Origin of the sequence: Micromonospora sp. NPDC050980 (assembly GCF_040653835.1) — a bacterium.
Classification (GTDB): domain Bacteria; phylum Actinomycetota; class Actinomycetes; order Mycobacteriales; family Micromonosporaceae; genus Micromonospora.
Map to the genome: position 1 here is coordinate 1 of NZ_JBFAGS010000012.1, position 21,164 is coordinate 21,164.

17 protein-coding genes and 2 tRNA genes are annotated in these 21,164 nt (G+C 70.7%); 8 read left to right on the forward strand and 11 right to left on the reverse strand.

Going from position 1 to position 21,164, the window contains the following annotated elements:
• Positions 1–321: 321 nt before the first annotated feature.
• The 6 genes from AB0H28_RS18955 to gyrB form a co-directional block, all read right to left on the reverse strand.
• Positions 322–394, reverse strand: a tRNA-Ala gene (locus AB0H28_RS18955).
• 32 nt (positions 395–426) lie between these two features.
• Positions 427–555: a DLW-39 family protein gene (locus AB0H28_RS18960; protein WP_358041447.1), complete on the reverse strand. Its 129-nt coding sequence runs from the start codon at positions 553–555 to the stop codon at positions 427–429.
• Between the two features lie 43 nt (positions 556–598).
• A tRNA-Ile gene (locus AB0H28_RS18965) sits at positions 599–672 on the reverse strand.
• Positions 673–818: 146 nt separating this feature from the next.
• Positions 819–1,742 (reverse strand): DUF3566 domain-containing protein, encoded by a 924-nt coding sequence (locus tag AB0H28_RS18970; protein WP_358041450.1) that lies wholly within the window; start codon positions 1,740–1,742, stop codon positions 819–821.
• Positions 1,743–1,745: 3 nt separating this feature from the next.
• On the reverse strand, positions 1,746–5,525 hold the full coding sequence (gyrA, locus tag AB0H28_RS18975; protein WP_358041453.1) for an intein-containing DNA gyrase subunit A: 3,780 nt from the start codon (positions 5,523–5,525) through the stop codon (positions 1,746–1,748).
• A gap of 133 nt (positions 5,526–5,658) precedes the next feature.
• Complete coding sequence (gyrB, locus tag AB0H28_RS18980; RefSeq protein ID WP_358041456.1) at positions 5,659–7,605, reverse strand: DNA topoisomerase (ATP-hydrolyzing) subunit B; 1,947 nt, start codon at positions 7,603–7,605, stop codon at positions 5,659–5,661.
• Positions 7,606–8,150: 545 nt separating this feature from the next.
• Here gyrB and AB0H28_RS18985 point away from each other — a divergent pair.
• A complete protein-coding gene (locus tag AB0H28_RS18985; RefSeq protein ID WP_358041459.1) occupies positions 8,151–8,705 on the forward strand; it encodes a hypothetical protein in 555 nt (184 codons plus the stop codon).
• A gap of 7 nt (positions 8,706–8,712) precedes the next feature.
• Here the strand turns inward: AB0H28_RS18985 and AB0H28_RS18990 are convergent, their stop codons facing one another.
• The 5 genes from AB0H28_RS18990 to dnaA all read right to left on the reverse strand — a co-directional run bounded on the left by AB0H28_RS18990 (position 8,713) and on the right by dnaA (position 15,240).
• Positions 8,713–9,444 (reverse strand): DciA family protein, encoded by a 732-nt coding sequence (locus AB0H28_RS18990; RefSeq protein WP_358041463.1) that lies wholly within the window; start codon positions 9,442–9,444, stop codon positions 8,713–8,715.
• A complete protein-coding gene (gene recF / locus AB0H28_RS18995; RefSeq protein WP_358041466.1) occupies positions 9,434–10,567 on the reverse strand; it encodes a DNA replication/repair protein RecF in 1,134 nt (377 codons plus the stop codon). Before recF ends, AB0H28_RS18990 begins: the two co-directional genes overlap by 11 nt.
• Positions 10,568–10,582: 15 nt before the next feature.
• Positions 10,583–11,455, reverse strand: coding sequence for a phosphogluconate dehydrogenase (NAD(+)-dependent, decarboxylating) (gene gnd / locus AB0H28_RS19000; RefSeq protein ID WP_358041469.1), 873 nt, complete (start codon positions 11,453–11,455; stop codon positions 10,583–10,585).
• A 40-nt stretch (positions 11,456–11,495) separates the two neighbouring features.
• The gene (gene dnaN, locus AB0H28_RS19005) at positions 11,496–12,629 is read right to left on the reverse strand and encodes a DNA polymerase III subunit beta (RefSeq protein ID WP_358041472.1); all 1,134 of its coding nucleotides are present in this window, start codon (positions 12,627–12,629) and stop codon (positions 11,496–11,498) included.
• Between the two features lie 805 nt (positions 12,630–13,434).
• On the reverse strand, positions 13,435–15,240 hold the full coding sequence (dnaA, locus tag AB0H28_RS19010; protein ID WP_358041475.1) for a chromosomal replication initiator protein DnaA: 1,806 nt from the start codon (positions 15,238–15,240) through the stop codon (positions 13,435–13,437).
• A 559-nt stretch (positions 15,241–15,799) separates the two neighbouring features.
• On the opposite strand from dnaA, the gene rpmH reads away from it, so the two are divergent.
• The 7 genes from rpmH to AB0H28_RS19045 all read left to right on the forward strand — a co-directional run bounded on the left by rpmH (position 15,800) and on the right by AB0H28_RS19045 (position 21,138).
• A complete protein-coding gene (gene rpmH / locus AB0H28_RS19015; protein ID WP_091061882.1) occupies positions 15,800–15,937 on the forward strand; it encodes a 50S ribosomal protein L34 in 138 nt (45 codons plus the stop codon).
• 34 nt (positions 15,938–15,971) lie between these two features.
• Positions 15,972–16,382, forward strand: a complete 411-nt coding sequence (gene rnpA, locus AB0H28_RS19020; protein WP_358041479.1) for a ribonuclease P protein component — start codon at positions 15,972–15,974, stop codon at positions 16,380–16,382.
• Positions 16,383–16,423: 41 nt separating this feature from the next.
• Positions 16,424–16,663 (forward strand): membrane protein insertion efficiency factor YidD, encoded by a 240-nt coding sequence (gene yidD, locus AB0H28_RS19025; RefSeq protein WP_358041482.1) that lies wholly within the window; start codon positions 16,424–16,426, stop codon positions 16,661–16,663.
• A 3-nt stretch (positions 16,664–16,666) separates the two neighbouring features.
• The gene (gene yidC, locus AB0H28_RS19030; protein ID WP_358041485.1) at positions 16,667–17,650 is read left to right on the forward strand and encodes a membrane protein insertase YidC; all 984 of its coding nucleotides are present in this window, start codon (positions 16,667–16,669) and stop codon (positions 17,648–17,650) included.
• 191 nt (positions 17,651–17,841) lie between these two features.
• Positions 17,842–18,417 (forward strand): R3H domain-containing nucleic acid-binding protein, encoded by a 576-nt coding sequence (locus AB0H28_RS19035; protein WP_358041488.1) that lies wholly within the window; start codon positions 17,842–17,844, stop codon positions 18,415–18,417.
• Between the two features lie 368 nt (positions 18,418–18,785).
• Positions 18,786–19,559 (forward strand): 16S rRNA (guanine(527)-N(7))-methyltransferase RsmG, encoded by a 774-nt coding sequence (gene rsmG, locus AB0H28_RS19040; RefSeq protein ID WP_358041876.1) that lies wholly within the window; start codon positions 18,786–18,788, stop codon positions 19,557–19,559.
• Positions 19,560–19,803: 244 nt separating this feature from the next.
• Complete coding sequence (locus tag AB0H28_RS19045) at positions 19,804–21,138, forward strand: AAA family ATPase (protein WP_358041491.1); 1,335 nt, start codon at positions 19,804–19,806, stop codon at positions 21,136–21,138.
• Positions 21,139–21,164: the final 26 nt, after the last annotated feature.

A 21,164-nucleotide genomic window follows, 5' to 3' on the forward strand; every position in this document is an offset into this window, starting at 1 on the left:
GCGAGGAACACATCCCAGTGCTCGTCACCGGTGGACGCCGGTTCCTGGTCCAGCAGACCGGCGCGCATCTCGGCTGGTTCCCATCGGTACTCCTCAAGGAACTCTGCCACCAGCCGCCACCGGCGCGTCTCGTCGGATCCAACGAGCAGAGCACCTAGGCGTGCCACCGTCAGTGGCTCATACCTCGCAGCGCGGTCCCTCATTCCCCCGACGCTAGTACATTCGGCGCCGGATGCGTGGCCAGCCGCAACCCGCGTCGAGCAGCCGCGCAGAGCGTCGCGACGCGCGGGGCCAGCGGGTTCGCACGAAAGATCAACAAAGTGGAGCCCAGGGGACTCGAACCCCTAACCCCTGCCTTGCAAAGGCAGTGCTCTGCCAGTTGAGCTAGGGCCCCGTGCCGGGCGGGCGACCCGCCCGGTGCCGCGCTCAGCGCAGGTCGGGCGCGGTGGTCGCCTCGTGCCACAGGGCACGCTCGTCGTTGGAGGCCTTGACCTTCTTGGCCACGACGGCGGCGACGCCGACGATGCCGGCAAGGATCAGGAGCTTCTTGACCATGGGCTTGACCCCTCGCGCTCGACTGGCGTCGGACGATGTGCGGTGGGGCTAGCTGGAATCGAACCAGCGACCTCAGAGTTATCAGCTCTGCGCTCTAACCGACTGAGCTATAGCCCCGCGTAGCGACGAGCAAGGTTAACCCATCGCCGCCAGCGCGCCCAAATCGGGGGGCCCGTGGCGGAAAAACCCTGTCGTCATCACGAACCTACCCGGACGCGCGACGCCGGGGCGACCGCTTTACGCGGCGCCCCGGCGTCGTCGACTCAGTCCCGCTCGGCGAGCGTCAGCTCGATCCCGCCGACCAGATCGGCGCAGACGTTGTAGACGAACGCGCTCAACGTGGCCAGCGCGGTGAACAGCACGACGTTGACCAGACCGATCAGCGCCGACGTCAGGATCACGCCCTTGGCCGTGACGCGGAAGCCACCGCCACCGCTCTGACCGCCGGCGTTCACCAGGTCGGTCAGGCTGTCGTTGACGCTCGCGAACACACCCATCGCGTCGAGCGCGAGGTAGAGCACCGAGGTGGCGACGACCACCACGATGAACAGCACTACCGACACCGCGAACGCGAACTTCATCACGGACCAGGGGTCGATCCGCTTCAGGTTCAGCCGGGCCCGGCGCGGTCCGCGCGACGCGGCCGAGCTGACCGAGGTACGCGCGGCGCGTACCGCCTCACCCACGCGCGCGGCACCGACCGCCGCCGCTCCGCTGATGCCCGGCGGCAGTCCCCCGCCGTTGGCGGGGCGGCCCTGGGGCGTGCCGACGCCGGTCGGGCGGGCGGCCTCGGGTGCCCCGTTCGGAGCGGTGCCCAGGCCGCCGCCGATGCGCGGCTGCGTGCCGGTCGTCCCGGTGGACGGGCGGGCGGCGGTCGCTGTCGCCGTGGTCGGCGCTGTGCTCGTGGCGGGCTTCGCCGCGGCCGGAGCCGCAAGGCCGTTGGCCGATGTCGGCGCGTCGACCTTGGTGTCGGTCGACTCGCGGGATCCCGAGCCCTCGGCCGGCTTGTCGGGGGGCGGGGCCATGCCGGGGGCCCTGGTGAACTTCGGGGCAGGCGCGTCGGCGGGGACCGTGGCCCGGCCCACAGCCGCGCGGCCGGTAGCTGGTGTACCGCCCTGCGCGGCCTCCTCCTCGACCGGGGTGGCCGAGGTCCCCGTGTTCCCCGACTTCGCCTGTGTCTCCGTCATCAACTAGTCCTGTTCGTCAGGCTCGTCGGCATTGCGAGCAATCGCCACGATAGTCACGCCGTCCGGGAGGTCCATCAGCTTGACCCCCATTGTGTTCCGGTCACGCGTACGGCGTACAGGCTTCACCGGAGTCCGGATGACGCCGCCGTTGCTCGTGATGGCGAACAGCTCGTCCTCCGGATCGATCACGACCGCGCCGACCAGACCACCGCGTCGCTCGGTGATCTTCGCAGTCAGCACGCCCTTACCTCCCCGGCCCTGGACCGGGTATTCCTCGATCGGGGTACGTTTCGCGTATCCCCCGTTCGTCGCGACGAGGACGTCCAGACCCTCCCGGACGACCTCGACGGCGAGCAACTCGTCCTCGCCGCTGAAGCGCATGCCGATCACCCCCGAGGTGGCCCGGCCCATCGGGCGCAGCGCCTCGTCGGTGGCGTTGAAGCGGATCGCCTGCGCGTTCTTGGAAACCAGCAACAGATCATCCTCCGGCGCCACCAGGACCGCACCGACCAGTTCGTCCTCATCACGCAGGTTGACCGCGATGATGCCGCCGGAACGGTTGGAGTCGAACTCCTCGAGCCGCGTCTTCTTCACCAGGCCGTTCTTCGTGGCCAGTACCAGGTAGGGCGCCACCTGGTAGTTCGGAATTTCGATGATCTGCGCGATCTGCTCGTCCGGTTGGAACGCGAGCAGGTTGGCCACGTGCTGGCCCTTGGCCACCCTACTGGCCTCGGGAAGCTCGTACGCCTTCGCCCGGTAGACCCGACCCTTGTTCGTGAAGAACAGGATCCAGTCGTGGGTAGAGCATACGAAGAAGTGGCTCACGATGTCGTCCTGCCGGAGCGTCGCCCCGCTCACGCCCTTGCCACCACGGCGCTGCGACCGGTAGAGGTCGGCCTTGGTCCGCTTCGCGTACCCGGTGCGGGTGATCGTCACGACCACGTCCTCGCGGGCGATGAGGTCCTCCATCGAGACCTCACCGTCGAACGGCACGATCTTGGTGCGGCGCTCGTCACCCCACTTCGCGACGATCTCGCCCAGCTCGTCCGAGACGATCTTCCGCTGCCGCTCCGGCTTGGCCAGGATGTCCTTCAGGTCGGCGATCTCCACCTCGAGCTTGGCCAGGTCGTCAAGGATCCGCTGCCGCTCCAGCGCGGCCAGCCGGCGCAGCTGCATGTCGAGGATCGCGGTCGCCTGGACCTCGTCGATCTCCAGCAGCCGGATCAGGCCCTGCCGCGCGTCCTCCACGGTGGGCGAGCGCCGGATCAGGGCGATCACCTCGTCCAGCGCGTCCAGCGCCTTGGCCAGACCGCGCAGGATGTGCGCCCGCTCCTCCGCCTTGCGCAGCCGGAACGCGGTCCGCCGGCGGATCACCTCGATCTGGTGCTCCACGTAGTAGCGGATGAACTGCGCCAGGTTGAGCGTGCGCGGCACCCCGTCGACAAGCGCCAGCATGTTGGCGCCGAACGTCTCCTGGAGCTGCGTGTGCTTGTAGAGGTTGTTCAACACCACCTTGGCGACCGCGTCGCGCTTGAGCACCAGCACGATCCGCATGCCGGTACGCCCGGAGGACTCGTCGCGGATGTCGGCGATCCCGGCGAGCTTGCCCTCCTTGATCAGCTCGGCGATCCGCTCGGCGAGATTGTCCGGGTTGACCTGGTAGGGCAGCTCGCTGACCACCAGCGCCGGCCGGCCCCGCTTGTCCTCCTCCACCTCGACCACGGCGCGCATCCGGATCGAGCCGCGCCCGGTCCGGTAGGCGTCCTGGATCGCCTGCTGCCCGACGATCAGACCGTGGGTCGGGAAGTCCGGACCCTTGACGATCTCCAGCAGGGCTTCCAGCGTGGTCGCCTCGTCGGCCTCCGGGTGCTCCAGGCACCACTGCACCGCCGCGCCGATCTCGCGCAGGTTGTGCGGCGGGATCTTGGTGGCCATGCCGACCGCGATGCCCTCGGAGCCGTTGATCAGCAGGTTCGGGATCCGCGACGGCAGGATGGTGGGCTCCTTGGCCCGGCCGTCGTAGTTGTCCTGGAGGTCGACGGTGTCCTCGTCGATGTCCCGCAGCATTTCCATCGCCAGCGGGTCGAGCTTGCACTCGGTGTTGTGGCTGACGAAGCCGTCGGAGATGAAGGAGTGGTCGTCGGTGTCGACCCGGATGCTGTAGACCGGCTGGACCCCCGCGTCGGTGACGTCGGTCACCTCGGCGTAGTAGAACCGACCGTCGACCAACGGCTCGACCACGTCGAGGATCCCCGGCTCGGTGATCCGGGCCGCGATCTCGTCGCGGTCCCGCTCCCACCGCTCCACCCGGTCGACGTTGTGCCGACGCAGCCAGTCGCGCTCGGTCCAGCGCGTCGCAGCGTGCTCCCGGATGAAGTCACCGACGAACGGCACGAAGTCGCCGGCGAGCGCCCGGTTGGTCGCTGGCACCTGGGCCAGCTCCGACTCCAGCTTGGTCTGCTTACGACCAAGGAAGCCGACGTGGGCGGCGAAGATACGCGCGTCCCGGCGGTTGGTCACGACGACCTTGATCTCGCCGTCGTCGTACCGGCACTGCTTGCTGACGACGCCGAACTCCAGCAGGAGTTGCTGCACCTCGCGGGCCAGGCGCTCACTGCGGGTGGAGTACGAGACCTGGATGGTGTGGCGCGGCAGCAACGACGAGGAGCCGTCGCCCTCGAACAGCGCCTGGAGGAAGGCTCGTTTCACCGCGGCCGGCCCGCGCCACACGAACTCCGGCACGAACTTGGCGGCGCTGCGCGCACCCACCATCTCGCCCAGCACGCTCGCCCGCAGCGCGGAGAGGTTCTGCACGTCGAGTTCATGCAGCGTGCTGCCAGAGGCGATGCCCCGCTCGGCGACATACCGGGGACCGCCAACCACGAGGTCGTAGGCGGCGAGGACTCGGACGAAGAACTCCCGGTCCACGTTGTTGAAGCCGGCCCGATCCTCGGAGACCCAGCCCTCGCTAACGAGCGCGCCGGCCAGCACGGCCGCCTCGACGTGCTCCAGCATCGGGTAGCCGATCTCGTCCGGCACGCTGCGCTGGAGGACCACGCGGTCGCCGGGAGAGATCTCGGCGAGCAGCTTCCACAGCAGGGTCGGCACGCCGGCCACGTTCACCAGGCAGAGCACCGGGTGGTTGTGGGTGCCGGTCAGCTCGTACCCCTCGCGGGTGCGCAGCCGCAGCGTGGGGTGTTCGCCGGAGTGGAAGAACTTGGAGGCGCGGACCAGGTCGCCGTTGCGGTCGCGGACCTTCAGCTCGACGTCGGTCTCGCTGCTCGGCGTCGCATCCGGGACTATGTCGGCAATCCGCACGCTGCCATCAATGGTACGAATCCGGGCATCTGCGGTCAGACAATATCTCATGGCGGCGGCCGGATCGTTTCCGGGCGAACCGAAGTTGCCGTTGCCGTCGACCAGCGGATAGCGCAGCGACCACGGCTGGGCCATCCGGACCAGGGCGTCGTAGATGGCCGAGTCGCCGTGCGGGTGGAACTGACCCATCACGTCGCCGACGACGCGGGAGCACTTGACGTAGCCGCGGTCCGGCCGGTAGCCGGAGTCGAACATGGCGTAGAGGATCTTGCGGTGGACCGGCTTGAGCCCGTCCCGGACGTCCGGCAGGGCCCGCCCGACGATGACGCTCATCGCGTAGTCGAGATACGAGCGCTGCATCTCGACCTCGAGGCCGACCGGCTCGATCCGGTCGTGCTGGACGACCGCGGCCAGTGCCTCCGGGGTCTCCGGCTCGGTCGGGGTGGACTCGGGAGTATCGGTCACTGTTAACCCTTATCAGACTCTTCAGTCGTGGTCTCGCTGTGGATAACGGCTGTGGAAAGCGTTCAGGCTGTGGATAACTCTGTGGACCGCCGGGCCGGCCGGTGGATCTCCGACCGGCCCGGGCGCGCGTCCGTCAGATGTCCAGGAACCGCACGTCCTTGGCGTTGCGCTGGATGAACGACCGGCGGGCCTCGACGTCCTCACCCATCAGCACGCTGAACAGCTCGTCCGCGGTGGCGGCGTCGTCCAGCGTGACCTGACGCAGCGTGCGGGTGGCCGGGTTCATCGTGGTCTCCCAGAGCTCGGGGTAGTTCATCTCGCCGAGGCCCTTGAACCGCTGGATGTCGTCCGGCTTGGCGTTGGGCTTCTTCTGCTGGCGCAGCGTGATCAGCCCGTCGCGCTCCCGGTCGGAGTACGCGTACTGGGCGTCGTCGCCCTTCCGGTTCCACTTGATCTTGTAGAGCGGCGGGGCGGCCAGGTAGACGTGGCCCAACTCCACCAGCGGTCGCATGAAGCGGAACAGCAGGGTGAGCAGCAGCGTCTGGATGTGCTGGCCGTCCACGTCGGCGTCGGCCATCAGCACGATCTTGTGGTAGCGCAGCTTCTCGATGTCGAAGTCGTCGTGGATGCCGGTGCCGAGCGCGGTGATCAGCGCCTGCACCTCGTTGTTCTTCAGCACCCGGTCGATCCGGGCCTTCTCCACGTTGAGGATCTTGCCGCGGATCGGCAGGATCGCCTGGGTCCGCGGGTCGCGCCCCTGCTTGGCCGAGCCGCCGGCCGAGTCGCCCTCGACGATGAAGACCTCGGACTCGCGCGGGTCGGTGGACTGGCAGTCGGCCAGCTTGCCCGGCATCGAGCCGGACTCCAGCAGCGACTTGCGCCGGGCCAGCTTGCGCGCCTGCTGGGCGGCGATGCGGGCGCGGGCGGCCTGGGACGCCTTGGTAATGATGATCTTCGCCTCGGCCGGGTTCCGGTCGAACCAGTCGACCAGCGACTCGTTGCAGACCCGCTGGACGAAGCCCTTGACCGGGGTGTTGCCCAGCTTGGTCTTGGTCTGCCCCTCGAACTGCGGGTCGGTCAGCTTCACCGAGATGATCGCGGCCAGGCCCTCGCGGATGTCCTCCCCGGAGAGCCGCTCGTCGCCCTTGAGCAGCTTGCGGTCGGTGCCGTAGCGGTTCACCACGCTGGTCAGCGCCGCCCGGAAGCCCTCCTCGTGGGTGCCGCCCTCGTGGGTGTTGATGTTGTTGGCGAAGGTGTAGACCGACTCGCCGTAGGACTCGTTCCACTGCATGGCGATCTCGACCGACATGCTCGTCTCCTCGGCACCGAACTCGACCACCGTCTTGTGGATCGGGCTCTTCGAGGCGTTGAGGTGCCGCACGAAGTCGGCGATGCCGCCCTCGTAGTGGAAGGTGACCTCGCGGGGCTTGCCCTCCTCGTCCTCCGGCACCCGCTCGTCGAGCAGGTGGATGGTGAGGCCGCGGGTGAGGAAGGCCATCTCCTGGAGGCGCCGGTAGATGGTGTGGAAGTCGAAGTCGACGGTCTCGAAGACGTTCGGGTCGGGCCAGAAGGAGACCGCGGAGCCGGTGCGGTCGGTCGGCTCACCCTTCTCCAACGGGGTCGGCTTGGAGTGGTCGTAGCGCTGCCGCCAGACGAAGCCGTCCTTGTGGATCTCCACGGCCATCCGGGTGGAGAGCGCGTTGACCACGGAGACGCCGACGCCGTGCAGGCCGCCGGAGACCGCGTACGCCTTGCCGTCGAACTTGCCGCCCGCGTGCAGTACGGTCAGCGCGACCTCGACACCCGGCTTCTTCAGCTTGGGGTGCAGGTCGACCGGGAAGCCTCGGCCGTTGTCGGTGACCCGGACGCCCCCGTCGGCCAGCAGCACCACGTCGATGGTGTCGCAGTGTCCGGCCAGCGCCTCGTCCACCGCGTTGTCGACGACCTCCCACACCAGGTGGTGCAGGCCGCGCTCGCCGGTGGACCCGATGTACATACCGGGCCGCTTCCGGACCGCTTCCAGGCCCTCGAGCACGGTGATGGACTCGGCACCGTACTTCTTGTTGTCCTCCGCTGCCACGCTCGGCCACTTTCTCGCACCGGCCGCGCGTGGGCGCGGGGCGCGGGTTCGGCGGACAGGACGCGACGTCGGCGTGCACGGTCCGCCCCCGGGATCGCCAGGTCACGGATCGTGTGCGTCGGGCGCCGCGGTTGCCCGCGGATCGCGATCGGCTCGGACCCGATGCGGGACAATGATCAAGGGCCCGGGGGCCCGTGTCCGTCGCTCCGTGTCGGGTCTTTCGTCTCGCCTCCAATCTTACTGTGCGCAGCCGACCAAACCGCCACTCGGCACCCCTTGAGGGCGGCTGAGAATGCCGTAGCCGCGCGAACCTCGCTGCCTGCGACTCCCCCTACACGCCAACGACGCCGCGCCGCGCCATCGGCCCCAGTGAGCGGTGGACGTCCGGCCGCCCACGATCGCCGGACGTCCCGCCCGGGGGTCGCGGTGGAACGCGACGTGCCGTACCTTTTGCGGCGTCGCCGTTGCGGTCTTGATCTTTTGCGCCCGGACCGGGGACCATCGGCGGAGATGGTCCGACAGACGCTTGGTGAGAGGTGACGCAGATGGGGCTGGACAACGTCGCGGTGCACTGGCCGCGGACCGGCCGCTTCTACGATCCGGTCGCGCCGGCCGAGTTCGTGGACTTCGGCGAGATCGTGGACGTGCCACGCATCTCCCCCCCCACGGCCGCGCTCGCCGAGCTGATCGCGAAGACCGGCACGGTGCGCGCGACCGCCTACACCGAGCTGGTCGACCTGATCCTCGGGCTGGAAAATGTGCTCTACGCCACGGAGAACGCCGCCGAGGACGAGGATCCGGTGATCGATCCGGACGGCTGCTCCTGGATCGCCGAGGGCGTGGAGAAGTTCGTCGCCCGGCACCGGCCCCACGGCGAGGCGGTGACGTTCGAGTCGGTCAGCGAGGTGCTGCGCGCGCTGCTCGGCGACGGGCGCCTGGCCGAGCAGCAGCTCCGCTGGCTGGACAGCCGGCTGGACAAGCTGCGCGACGACAGCGGCGATCCGCCGCAGTGGAACTTCACCTGCGCCGAGCTGAGCGTGCTGGCCGCGTTCTACCGGCGCTGCGCGGAGCGCGGCTTCGCCGTCTACGCGGACGTGTGAGGCCCGCTCAGCCGTAGGTGTCACGCGGGCCGCGCCCGCGTACCCGCCGGGGGCCGCGCGACCACGACGGCGCGGCCGGGCCGTGGATGTGCAGCTTGCGCACCACGTTGTGGCCGACCTCGCTGGCGATCTGCTTGAGCAGCGAGCCGGCCAGCAGCCGCAACTGGGTGGCCCAGGCCGTCGACCTGGCCTCCACGGTCAGCTCGCCGTTCTCCAGCTTCACCGGGCGGCTGTGCTGGGCGACCTCCGGGCCGACCACCTTCTCCCAGGCGCCGAAGACGGTCGCCTCGGCCGCCGGCTGCTGCCAGCCCCGCGCCTTGACCAGCTTGTCGAGCACCGCGCCGAGCGGCTGCGGGTCACGCGGGTCCGGGCCCGCGCCGGAATAGCCGCGCAGCCGCCGCTCACCGTCACCGCGGACCGCGCTGCGCCGCCGGGTGCCGGCCGCCGCCTGACGTTTGGCCTTCGCCGCGTCCAGCACCGCCCGGGCCAGCTCCGGCCCGGCCGCGCCGTCCGGCGCCGCCGGTCCCGGCTCGCCGTCCGCCGGCTTCCCCTGCCGCGCCGCGGCCCGCTCGCCGTCGGCGGGCTTCCCGGGGGTACGCGCCGCAGTCCGCTCGCCGTCCGCCGGCTTCCCGGGGGTACGCGGCGCGGGTCCGCCGCGGCCGGCTCGTGCGGCCGGCCCGCCGTCGCGTCCCGGCCCGAGCCGGGCGGGCGGCAGTCGCACCCCGTCGTCATCCGGCACGTCGTACCGTCCCTTCGCCGACCGTCCAGTGGGTGCCGCGCAGCCTCGCCGGCACGTCGTCGTCCACCGCGCAGGTGACCAGGAGCTGGCTGGCCCCGCCGACCAGCTCGGCCAGGCGGTCCCGCCGGCCGGTGTCCAGCTCGGCGAAGACGTCATCCAGCACCAGCACCGGTTCGATCCCGTCGGCGCGCAGCAGGTCGTACCCGGCCAGCCGCAGGGCCAGCGCGTACGACCAGGACTCGCCGTGGCTGGCGTACCCCTTGGCGGGCAGCGGGCCGAGGGTGAGGGCCAGGTCGTCGCGGTGCGGGCCGACCAGCGTGGTGCCCCGTTCGATCTCCGCGGTGCGGTTCGCGGCGAGCGCGGCGGCCAGCGCCTCGGCCAACGCCGACCGGTCGGTCGTCGTTTCGGGCAGGTCCACCGAGGGCCGGTAGGAGATGCCGGCCGCGCCACGACCGGCCGCCACCGCGTCGTACGCCTTCGCCACGTGCGGGGTGAGCGCGGCGACCAACTCCAGCCGGCCGGCGAGCAGGTCGGCCCCGTGCTGCGCCAGGTGGGTGTCCCAGACCGCGAGCGTGGACAGGTCGCCGCCGCGCGAACCGCCGGTCTTGCGGGCGAGGTACGAGGTGCGCAGCAGCGCGTTGCGCTGCTTGACCACGCGCTCGTAGTCCGCGCGCACACCGGCGTAGCGGGGCTGGCGGTTGACCAACAGGTCGTCGAGGTAGCGGCGCCGTTCGGCCGGGTCGCCGCGGACGAGTTCCAGATCCTCCGGAGCGAACAGCACCAGCCGCAGCGCGCCGAGCACGTCGCGGGCGCGGCGGGCCGGGGAGCGCCCGAGCCGGGCCCGGTTGGCCTTGCCCGGGACGATCTCCAGCTCGACGAGCAGCTCCCGCCCCTCGTGCACCACGGCGCAGCGGATCACCGCCGACATGGCGCCCATCCGGACCAGCGGGGCGTCCGTGGCGACCCGGTGCGAGTCCAGGGTCGCCACGTAGCCCAGCGCCTCGACCAGGTTGGTCTTGCCGACGCCGTTCGCGCCGACCAGCACGTTCGGGCCGGGCTCCAGGTCGACGCCGACCCGCTCGTAGGAGCGGAAGTCGACCAGTTCGAGCCGGCGGACGTACACAGGCGCGTGGATCCGTCAGCGCTTGTGGACGGCGTGGCCGCCGAACTGCTGGCGCAGCGCGGCGACGGCCTTCATGGCGGGCGAGTCGTCCTGCCGGGAGGCGAACCGGGCGAAGAGCGAGGCGCTGATGACGTTGAGCGGCACGGCGAGCCGGACCGCCTCGTCGACAGTCCACCGGCCCTCGCCGGTGTCGTCGGTGTATTCGCTCAGCTCGGCCAGCTCCGGGTCCTCGTCGAGTGCCCGGTCGAGCAGGTCGAGCAGCCAGGACCGGACGACCGTGCCCTCACGCCAGGACTTGAACACGCCGGGGACGTTGGTGACGATCTCGGACTTCGACAGCAGCTCGAAGCCCTCGGCGTAGGCGTGCATCAGGCCGTACTCGATGCCGTTGTGCACCATCTTCGCGTAGTGGCCGGCGCCGACCGGGCCGGCGTGCACGAGGCCGAACTCGCCGGCCGGCTTGAGTGCCTCCAGGATCGGCATGAGCCGGTCCACGTGCTGCTGGGCGCCGCCGACCATCAGCCCGTAGCCGTTCTCCCGGCCCCAGACGCCGCCGGAGACGCCGACGTCGACGTAGCCGATGCCCCGCTCGTTGAGGCGCTCGGCGCGGGGTGCGTCGTCGCTGAACCGGGAGTTGCCGCCGTCGATGATGATGTCGCCCTCGCCGAGCACGCCGGCGAGTTCGTCGATGGTGGCGTCGGTGACGCCGGCCGGGACCATGACCCAGACGGCGCGGGGCGAATCGAGCTTCTCGGCCAGCTCCGCGAGACTCGCGGCGTCGCTGAGTTCCGGGTTGCGGTCGTAGCCGACCACCTCGTGCCCGGCGGCGCGCAACCGTTCGCGCATGTTGCCGCCCATCCGGCCGAGTCCTACCAGGCCGAGCTGCATGTGCTGCTACCTCCGTACGTCAGGGTGGTGCTGCCTGCGATCAGCGGGAGACGCGGATCGGCATGATGAGGTACCGGTACCCCGGAATGACCTCGCCATCCTCGCCGGCCGGAGAAAGGACCGCGGGCTTGAAGGCGTCGACGAAGCGCAGCAGGGCGTATTGCGCGCCCAGGTTGGTCAGGCCGTCGATCAGATACTGCGGGTTGAAGCCGATGGTGAGCGGGTCACCGGTGAAGGTGGCCTCCATGGCCTCGCTGGCCCGGGCCTCCTCGGTGCCGCCGGCCTCCACCACGAGACCGTCCGAGCTGAAGCTGAGCAGCACCGGCGTGGTGCGTTCAGCGACCAGCGCCACCCGCTTGACCACCTCGACGAGGGTGGCGACCGCGACCCGGGCCTCGGCGTTGTGGTCGGCCGGGAACAGCGAGCGCACCGGCGGGTAGTTGGCGCCGTCGAGCAGCCGGCTGGTGGTCCGGCGGGTGCCGCCGGAGAAGCCGATCATGCCCTCACCCGCGCCGCCGGCGGAGAGCGCCATGGTCACGTGGCCGCCGAGCGGGCCGAGCGCCTTGGCGGTGTCGTTGAGCGTGCGGGCCGGCACCAGCGCGTTGAGGCTGATCTCCGGGTCGTCCGGGTGCCACTCCATCTCCCGCAGCGCGAGGCGGTAGCGGTCGGTGGCGAGCATGGCCATGGTGCTGCCGGACAGCTCGATCCGCACGCCGGTCATCATCGGCAGCGTCTCGTCCCGGCCGGCGGCCACGGCGACCTGGGCCACGGCGGCGGCGAAGGCGGCGGCGTCGACGGTGCCGGCGCTCTCCGGCATCTCCGGCAGGGTCGGATAGTCCTCCACCGGCATGGTGGGGAGGGTGAACCGGGCGCTGCCGCAGACCAGCTCCAGGTGGGCGCCGACGGCGGCGATGTCGACCGGCTTGGCCGGCAGCGCCTTGGTGATCTCGGCGAGCAGCCGGCCGGAGACCAGGGCGGCGCCGTCCGCGTCACCCTGCACCTCGACGGTCACCTGGCTGGAGACCTCGTAGTCGAAGCCGGAGACCTGGAGGTTGCCGTCGGTCACCCGGAGCATCACCCCGGCCAGCACCGGCACGGAGGGTCGGTTGGGCAGGCTCTTGGCGGTCCACGCGACCGCCTCGGCGAGCGCGTCGCGCTCCACTCGGAACTTCATCAATGCCTCCGCGTCGACGTCAGCGACAACTCTCTCATGCCGACCGCTGCCACCCGCCCCGCCCGACCGTGCGGGTACCCCTCGCACCTTAGGGCGCGAGGGCATCGGCTGTGCGCCCGACCCCGTTGGATCCAGGTGCCCGGGCGACTGCCGACGGCAGTGCTTCGGCCCGATCCACAGGAAGTCCAACGGTGATGATTGGTTTTTGTTGTTTAGAAGAGATAACTCATCGTCTTCATCGCACCTGTGCAAACTGTGGAGAACCCGCGTCTGCCCAGGTCAGACACCTTATCTACAGGTGGGTTGGCTGTGGAGAACCAGGGGTACAACTCGTGCCCCGGTCCACAGCCGTCGCCGGCCGCCGGGTTTTCCACCGCTGTCCACCGGTTGTCCACCGGTTATCCACGGGGTTTCTCCCCAAGGTTGTGGACGACGCGGGCGTGGTCGATCGCCGTCATCCCCAGAACCTTCAACAGGTTGCCCACAGGCGGACCGTCGTCGGTGGACAACGCGGCCGTCGTCCCCAGGCGTCCACAGGGTCGTCCCCAGGAGTTGTCCACAGTCTGTGGGTAACCGGCCAAGTGCAGACGGTGTTATCCACTGCCTGTGACACAGGGGGTGTGGACAAGTGGCGCGAGCTGTGGATGAACACGACACCGATCCTGCGCCCTGCACCGGGTCGAGGGTCAACCGGAGCGCCTGCAGGGTGCCGTCCGCCGTCCGCCGCGCCCCGCCGTGGAGACGAAAAAGCCCGGCCGGAAGCATCCGGCCGGGCTTTCGTGACGACGTACGGGAGACGAGCGTCTCAGGTGTTCTGCTTGATCCGGTTGGTCAGCTCGGCGATCTGGTTGTAGAGCGAGCGCCGCTCCGCCATCTGCTGACGGATCTTGCGGTCGGCGTGCATCACGGTGGTGTGGTCGCGACCGCCGAACGCCTGCCCGATCCGGGGCAGCGACAGGTCGGTCAACTCGCGGCACAGGTACATGGCCACCTGGCGGGCGTTGACCAGCACCCGGGACCGGGAGTGCCCCCGCAGGTCCTCCAGGCTCACCCCGAAGTACTCGGACGTCGAGGCCATGATCTGGTCAGCGTTGATCTCCGGGCCGGCGCCGTCCGGCATGAAGTCCCGCAGCACCTCCTCGGCCAGCGACAACTCGACCGAGGAACGGGTGAGGCTGGCGAACGCGGTGACCCGGATCAGCGCGCCCTCAAGCTCGCGGATCGAGTTCGACACCCGGGACGCGATGAACTCCAGCACGTCCGGCGGGGCGTACATCCGCTCCTGCGCCGCCTTCTTCTGCAGGATCGCGATCCGGGTCTCCAGGTCCGGCGGCTGGATGTCCGCCAGCAGCCCCCACTCGAACCGGGTCCGCATCCGGTCCTCCAGCGTGGCGAGCTGACGCGGCGACCGGTCGGAGGTGATCACGATCTGTTTGTTGGCGTTGTGCAGCGTGTTGAAGGTGTGGAAGAACTCCTCCTGCGTCCGCTCCCGGTTCTCCAGGAACTGGATGTCGTCGATCAGGAGGATGTCCACGTCGCGGTAGCGGCGCTGGAAGGCGCTGGTCTTGTCGTCCCGCAGCGAGTTGATGAAGTCGTTGGTGAACTCCTCGGTCGAGACGTACCGGACCGAGCGGGCGTTGCCGAGCGTGGTGGCGTAGTGCCCGATGGCGTGCAGCAGGTGGGTCTTGCCCAGCCCGGAGTGGCCGTAGATGAACAGCGGGTTGTACGCCTTGGCCGGCGACTCGGCCACCGCCACGCTGGCCGCGTGGGCGAAGCGGTTGGACGAGCCGATGACGAACGTCTCGAACATGTACTTCGGGTTGAGCCGGTTGCCGCCGCTCTCCGTGCCGCCGGGCAGCCGACGCTCGCCCGGTCCGGGGCGGTGGTGGTCGAGCCCGCCGCGCCCCGGGCCGTTGTCCGTCGCGCCTTCGCGGGGCAGGCCGCGCAGGGGCGGGGTGTCGGCCGGCCCGGGCGCCTCCCGGTAGCGCGGCTCGTAGCCGCCGGCGGGGGCGGCCTGCTCGCTGCCGGGGCGTTCGTCGAAGGTGCGGCGTTCGGGCGCGGCCCGAAGCGGCTCGGCGAAGGCGGCGCCGAAGAGCGTGTCCTGCGCGTCCCGGCCGGCCGGGATCAGGTGCGGCCGGCCGCCGTCGGTGCTCCGCTGGCGCGGGGCGGGTTCCTCCGCCTCGCGCTCGGGCCGCGGGTCGGCGTACCCCGGTTCGCCACGGGAGGTGGGGAAGTCGTGCGGGTGGCCGACCCGGTCGAACCCCGGCAGCAGGTCGGTCGGTCCGTTCGGGTCGGGTGGCGCCTCCGGACCGCTGCGGTAGACCGTGCCGGCCGGCCGGCCGGCCGGGTCCTCGGCCACCCGCACCGTGACGGCCACCTGGATGTCGCGGCCGAGCCGGCGGCTCAACGCCTCGGTGATGGCCGGGCGGAGCCTCGACTCGATCACGTCCCGGGTGAACGCGTCCGGCACGGAGAGCAGTGCGGTGTCCTCGACGATCGCCCGCAGCCGGGTGAGGCGCAGGTACGCGCGTTGCTGCGCGGAGATGATCTCGTCGGCGAGTTCCTCGGTGGCCGCCGCCCACACCGCGGCAAGGTCTGTCGCTCCGGTCACGTCGTGCCACCCCCTCGCCTGGTCCTCACGCCCGCCCGGACGGCTGACCGGTCGTCATCCACAAGTTATCCACAGCCTGTGTGTACCGACCGATTGTGGCCGCCCACCGGACGTGGGTCGGACCTGCCCCCTGGATCTGGATTCGTGGAGGCGCTGAAGCGGGTTCACCGTGCCGAACGATTCAACAGCTTGTCCGGTCTTGCCGGCCGGCGACAAACCCGGACCCCCGACGCCGACCGCAATCGCGCACGCTAACAGCGGGGACCCCACGCCATCAACCGTCGACACCCGCCCGGTGCCGACGACATCGGGGAAATCCGCCGCTGCGGTCCGGGTGGCGGCGCAGGTCGGGGACCGAAGTGGGAGGTTTGACGGTCATTGCGCCCCTGCGTAGGCTGGAGCGGATGCTCTCTCGCCCTCTGCTAGGGTGATAGATGTTCGCTGTCCGTGGCCACTCGCCGGGGCAGCGCCGATCGGAGGTCACCGTCGAGGTGATCTGGACCAGCACAGGACCCCGGGCGATCCGCCGCGCGGGGCGTACCACAACGGAGAGCCTGACGTGAGCAAGCGCACCTACCAGCCGAACAACCGCCGGCGCGCGAAGACCCACGGCTTCCGGCTGCGCATGCGCACCCGTGCCGGCCGCGCCATCCTGTCGACCCGTCGCGCCAAGGGCCGCACCCGCCTGGCGGCCTGAGGCCGTCCGGTCCGGTACGGGGACGTGGGCTGTCGTGCTGGCCGCCGCACAGCGACTGCGGCGCAGTAGCGACTTCGCCGCAGCGGTTCGCGGTGGCCGGCGTGTCGGCCGCGGCGCCATCGTGGTGCACCTGACGCTCCCGGAGCCGACCGACACCGTGACACCCTCGCCGGAGCCGGCGCGGAGCAGGGGCGCGGAGAATTCCGCACCCCGCCGCGCCGGCTTCGTCGTGTCCAAGGCCGTCGGCGGCGCGGTGGTCCGCAACAAGGTCCGCCGTCGGCTCCGGCACCTGGTCCGGGACCGGCTGGCCGAACTGCCCGCCGGGACCACCCTTGTCGTACGCGCCCTGCCGCCGGCCGCCGACGCGACGTACGCGCGGCTCGGGGCCGACCTGGACGCCGCCCTGACCGCCGCGCGCGCATCCCGGGGACGGCGGTCGCGATGACCGGCGGGACCGCGACTCCGTCGCCGACTACCGGTGCCCGCATGCTGCTGGCACCCATCATCGCGTACCGTCGGTGGATAAGTCCGGCTCTGCCGGCCCGCTGCCGGTTCTACCCGTCGTGCAGTGCCTACGCCGTCGAGGCGGTGTCCCGGCACGGTGCGATGCGGGGGGCCTGGCTGACGGTCCGGCGGCTGTCGCGCTGCCACCCCTTTCACCCAGGTGGACACGACCCGGTGCCGGAGCCGGGCGGTCACCGCCGTGCCGACGTGACTGGAGTCTGAGAATTGAGTCTCGACTGGATCTACTACGCGATCTCGTGGATCCTGCTGACCTGGCACTCGGCCTGGGACGCCATCGGGGTGCCGGTCGGCGCGGTCATCGGGACGAACTGGGCCTGGATCCTCGCCATCATCTTCCTGGTGGTGACCGTCCGGGTGATCCTGTTCCCGGTCTTCGTCAAGCAGATCAAGTCCCAGCGGGCCATGCAGGCGCTCCAGCCGAAGGTGAAGGAGCTCCAGGAGAAGCACAAGGGTGACCGGGAAACGCTCCAGAAGGAGATGATGGAGCTCTACCGGAAGGAAAAAGCCAACCCCCTGATGGGCTGCCTTCCGATGTTCCTCCAGATTCCCGTCTTCCTGGGCCTGTTCCACACGCTCAAGCGGCTCAACCCGGAGAACGGCGGCAAGACCCTCTACGGCTGGACCGTCGACCAGTTCAACAGCGCCTCCAGCGCGAAGCTCTTCACCGCCCCCATCTCCGGCCGGTTCGGCTCCACCGCCGCGGAACTGGCCCCGCTGGGCGCCAACACCGGCACGGTGAAGGCGATCGCCGGCGTCCTGGTGCTCATCATGATCGCCACGACCTATCTGACCAGCCGGCAGATGATCCTCAAGACCGGCTGGGCGGAGGACCCGCAGCAGCGCATGGTGCAGCGGCTGATGCTCTACGGCATCCCGCTCTCGCTGCTGGTCTCCGGCTCGATCTTCCCGATCGGCGTGATCATCTACTGGGTCACCAACAACCTCTTCACGCTCGGCCAGCAGCAGTGGGTGCTGCGGAAGTTCCCGCCGCTGGTGCCGCCGAAGAAGGCCGCCACCACCGGTGGCAAGAGCCCGGTCCAGCCGGCGAAGACCGGCCTGCTCGGCCGCAAGACGGCCCAGCCGGTGGCCAAGGCGCCGGCCGCGCCGAAGGTGGCCGGGCCGAAGCCGGGCGCCAAGCCGGTCAACCCGAAGAAGGCCGGCAACCGCCCCGCCAAGCGGCAGGGCTGACCCCACCCCGTCCGGCCACCGAGCCGCCACCCGAGGGGTAGGCGCCGGGCCGGAACCGCCGCGCACCGCGCGGTCGCGGGCGAAACTGGCCCGTACGGACGTGCCCGAGAGGCATCCGGCGAACCTCCCGCCGGCTCCCGGGAGACCAGCGGACCTCGACGGTCCGGCCGAGCGAGTACGGAGATGAGACCGTGACCGACACCAGCATCCCCAGCGCCGACCAGTCCGTGGACGAGGAGACCCCGGCCGCCACCGAGAGCGGGGCGGGCACGTCCGAGACGCGGGAGAAGAAGGGCTCGGCCGACAGCGACCTGTTCCGGCAGAGCGAGATCGCCGCCGACTACGTCGAGGGCCTGCTCGACATCCTCGACTACGACGGCGACATCGACGAGCTGGTCTCCGCCGGCCGCCCGGTCGTCGAGGTGGTCGGCTCCCGCCTGCAGAACCTGGTCGGCCAGCGCGGCGCCACCCTGGAGGCGCTGCAGGAACTCACCCGACTGGCGGTGTTCCGGCAGACCGGGACGCCCAGCCGCCTGTTGCTCGACGTCGGCGGTTACCGGGCCGCCCGGCGCAAGGAACTGGCCGCGGTCGCCAAGAACGCGGTGGAGAAGGTCAAGGAGCACGGCGAGGCGGTGCGCCTGGAGCCGATGTCCGCGTTCGAGCGCAAGTGCGTGCACGACGTGGTCAACGCGATGAGCGGCGTGGAGAGCGAGTCGGAGGGCGTCGAGCCCAACCGCCGCATCGTCGTCCGGCCGGTGGGTGACTGAGGTCAGTGACTTCCGACGACACGGCGGCGGACGCCGTTGCCGGCCCGGGCGGTACGCCGCCCGGGCCGTCGGCTGTACGCCCCGAACCGATCTTCTCGAACGAGGAGCCGCCGGCCGACCCGTACCCGGCCGGGACCGCTGCCGAGCCCGACTTCTCCGACGAGCTGCCGGCCGACCCGAGCGCTGTCGAGCCGGCCGCGACGCCGGTGACGCCGGCGTTCTCCGGCGAGCCGACGGCGGACGCCGGGCCGGTCGAGCCCGAGGTGCCGGCCGGCGCGGCCGAGCCGGTCTTCGCCGAGCCGGACGCCGTGGCCGAGCCGGCGTTCGCCGGGCCGGAGGCTGTCGCTGACCTGTCCGGCGTGGACGGTGTGCGTGCGTCGGCACCCGGTGCCGGGCCCGATCCGGCCGAGGCATCCCTGCCGACGGAGTTGGCCGAGGCCGCGCGGACGCTCTTCGGTGACCGACTCGACCTCGCCGCCGCGTACGCCGAACTCCTGGCTACGGAGGGCGTCGTGCGCGGTCTGATCGGGCCCCGCGAGGCGCCCCGACTCTGGGACCGGCATCTGCTCAACTGCGCGGTGGCGGCGGAGCGGATCCCGGAGGGTGCCAGTGTGATCGACGTCGGCTCCGGGGCCGGGCTGCCCGGCCTGGTGCTGGCGATCGCGCGACCCGACCTCTCCGTGACGCTCGTCGAACCCCTCGCCCGCCGGGTCGCCTTCCTGGTCGAGGCGGTGCAACGGCTCGGTCTGACCCGCTCGGTGCGGGTATTCCGCGGGCGGGCCGAGGAAGCGGCTGCCGGGTCCCGGGACCGGGACCCGCTGGCCGCCGACATCGTCACGGCGCGAGCCGTGGCCCCGCTGGACCGGCTCGCCACCTGGTGCCTGCCGCTGACGAGGCCGGGCGGGCGGTTGCTGGCGTTCAAGGGCGCGTCCGCGGCCGAGGAGATCGCCGAGCACGGCGATGCCGTGGGCCGGCTCGGTGGTGGGGTGCCGGAGGTGCACCGGTGCGGCGTCGGGGTGATCGAGCCCGCCGCCACAGTGGTCGAGGTGGTCCGGGAGCGGGTGGTCAACCAGCGCAAGCCGAAGGGCCCGAAGCGCTCACGCGGTGGTCGCCGTCGAGGCGGCCGGAACCGGGATCGCTGACCCGGTAAGGCTTCCGGACGCTCCGCCGGTCGTTGGACCGGACGGGGCGTGACCGGATCGATCGCAACCCGACATGGACCCGCCGCGCCCGTCGGCCGTAGGCTGACCGCGCGTCGATAGTGTGGAGCGGCGGTGCCGGGTGGCACCCGACCCCGACCGTTCCCGCCGGGCCGGTGACGCCGCGCGAGTGCGGGGCCCGACTGACGGGTGCGGACCGACCATCCGGAGCGGGTAGGGATGACAGGTGCATGACGACGGCAGGTACGACGATCCACGGCTGACCGGGGCCGGCGGGCGACCACCCGGCGATCCCGTTTCACGTGAAACCAGCTACCAGGAGTGGGCGGTGGACGATCCCCGTGACGCATCCCCGCACCATCCGGATCCGGCCCCGCGGCCGGAGACGTCGTCGACAGGTGCCGTGCGGCCGGTCTCTTCCGCACCGGCCAACGTGCCGCCGCTGCGGGACCCGCACGACCCGAGCGACGGCCCGGTGAACGCCCCGACCCCCCGGCCGGCGGCGGCGCGCGCGAACGTGGCGGTTTCCGCCCGCTTCGAGCCGCAGGCACCGGTCTCCGCCGTTCCGCACCAGCCCGGTGCGGCCGCCGTCGAGACGCCGGCCGACACGCCACCGGCGGCCGGGTACCCGGAGGAGACCGACCCCGACACGTACGTTTCACGTGAAACCCCGACGCGCGAAGAGGATGACCCACCGTTGGCTATGGAGGCGATGCGCGCCGTGCAGATCCTTAATCCCAGTGGCGAGGTCTCCATGCCCCGCCCCGACCGGACCCGGGTGATGTGCGTCGCCAACCAGAAGGGTGGCGTGGGCAAGACCACCACCACCGTGAACCTCGCGGTGGCGCTCGCGCTGCATGGCAATCGAGTGCTCGTGGTCGACCTCGACCCGCAGGGCAACGCGTCCACCGGGCTCAACGTGCCGCACCACACCGGGGTGCCGGACGTCTACGACTGCCTGATCGACAGCGTGCCGCTCGCGGAGGTGGCCCAGACGGTCGAAGGCATCCCCAACCTGTGGTGCGTTCCGGCGACCATAGACCTGGCCGGCGCGGAGATCGAGCTGGTCTCGGTGGTCGCCCGCGAATCTCGCCTGTCGCGTGCCATCGAGGCTTACCCGGGTCACTTCGACTACGTCTTCATCGACTGCCCGCCCTCGCTGGGGCTGCTGACCGTCAACGCGCTGGTCGCCGCGCAGGAGGTGCTGATTCCCATCCAGTGCGAGTACTACGCGCTGGAAGGGCTCAACCAGTTGATAAACAACATCAACCTGGTACGCCAGCACCTGAACCCGAAGCTGGAGGTCTCCACCATCCTGCTGACCATGTACGACCGGCGTACCCGGCTGGCCGACGCGGTGGAGCAGGACGTGCGGAACCACTTCGGCGACAAGGTGCTCCAAGCCGTCATCCCGCGCAACGTGCGAGTCTCCGAGGCACCGAGCTACGGCCAGTCGGTGATGACCTACGATCCCGGTTCGCGGGGCGCCACGAGCTACTTCGAGGCCGCCCAGGAGATCGCTGAGCGCGGGGTCAAGGAGCCGGTGAGCCGGAATGCGTAGCACGGAGAAGTTGCTGGGAGGCGTCG

What these genes read in the sequence shown, in the direction of transcription:
- dnaN (WP_358041472.1), bottom strand. Translation starts at nt 12,629, where the DNA reads ATGAAGTTCCGAGTGGAGCGCGACGCGCTCGCCGAGGCGGTCGCGTGG.
- AB0H28_RS18985 (WP_358041459.1), top strand. Translation starts at nt 8,151, where the DNA reads ATGGGGCTGGACAACGTCGCGGTGCACTGGCCGCGGACCGGCCGCTTC.
- gnd (WP_358041469.1), bottom strand. Translation starts at nt 11,455, where the DNA reads ATGCAGCTCGGCCTGGTAGGACTCGGCCGGATGGGCGGCAACATGCGC.
- AB0H28_RS18970 (WP_358041450.1), bottom strand. Translation starts at nt 1,742, where the DNA reads ATGACGGAGACACAGGCGAAGTCGGGGAACACGGGGACCTCGGCCACC.
- yidD (WP_358041482.1), top strand. Translation starts at nt 16,424, where the DNA reads ATGCTGCTGGCACCCATCATCGCGTACCGTCGGTGGATAAGTCCGGCT.
- AB0H28_RS18960 (WP_358041447.1), bottom strand. Translation starts at nt 555, where the DNA reads ATGGTCAAGAAGCTCCTGATCCTTGCCGGCATCGTCGGCGTCGCCGCC.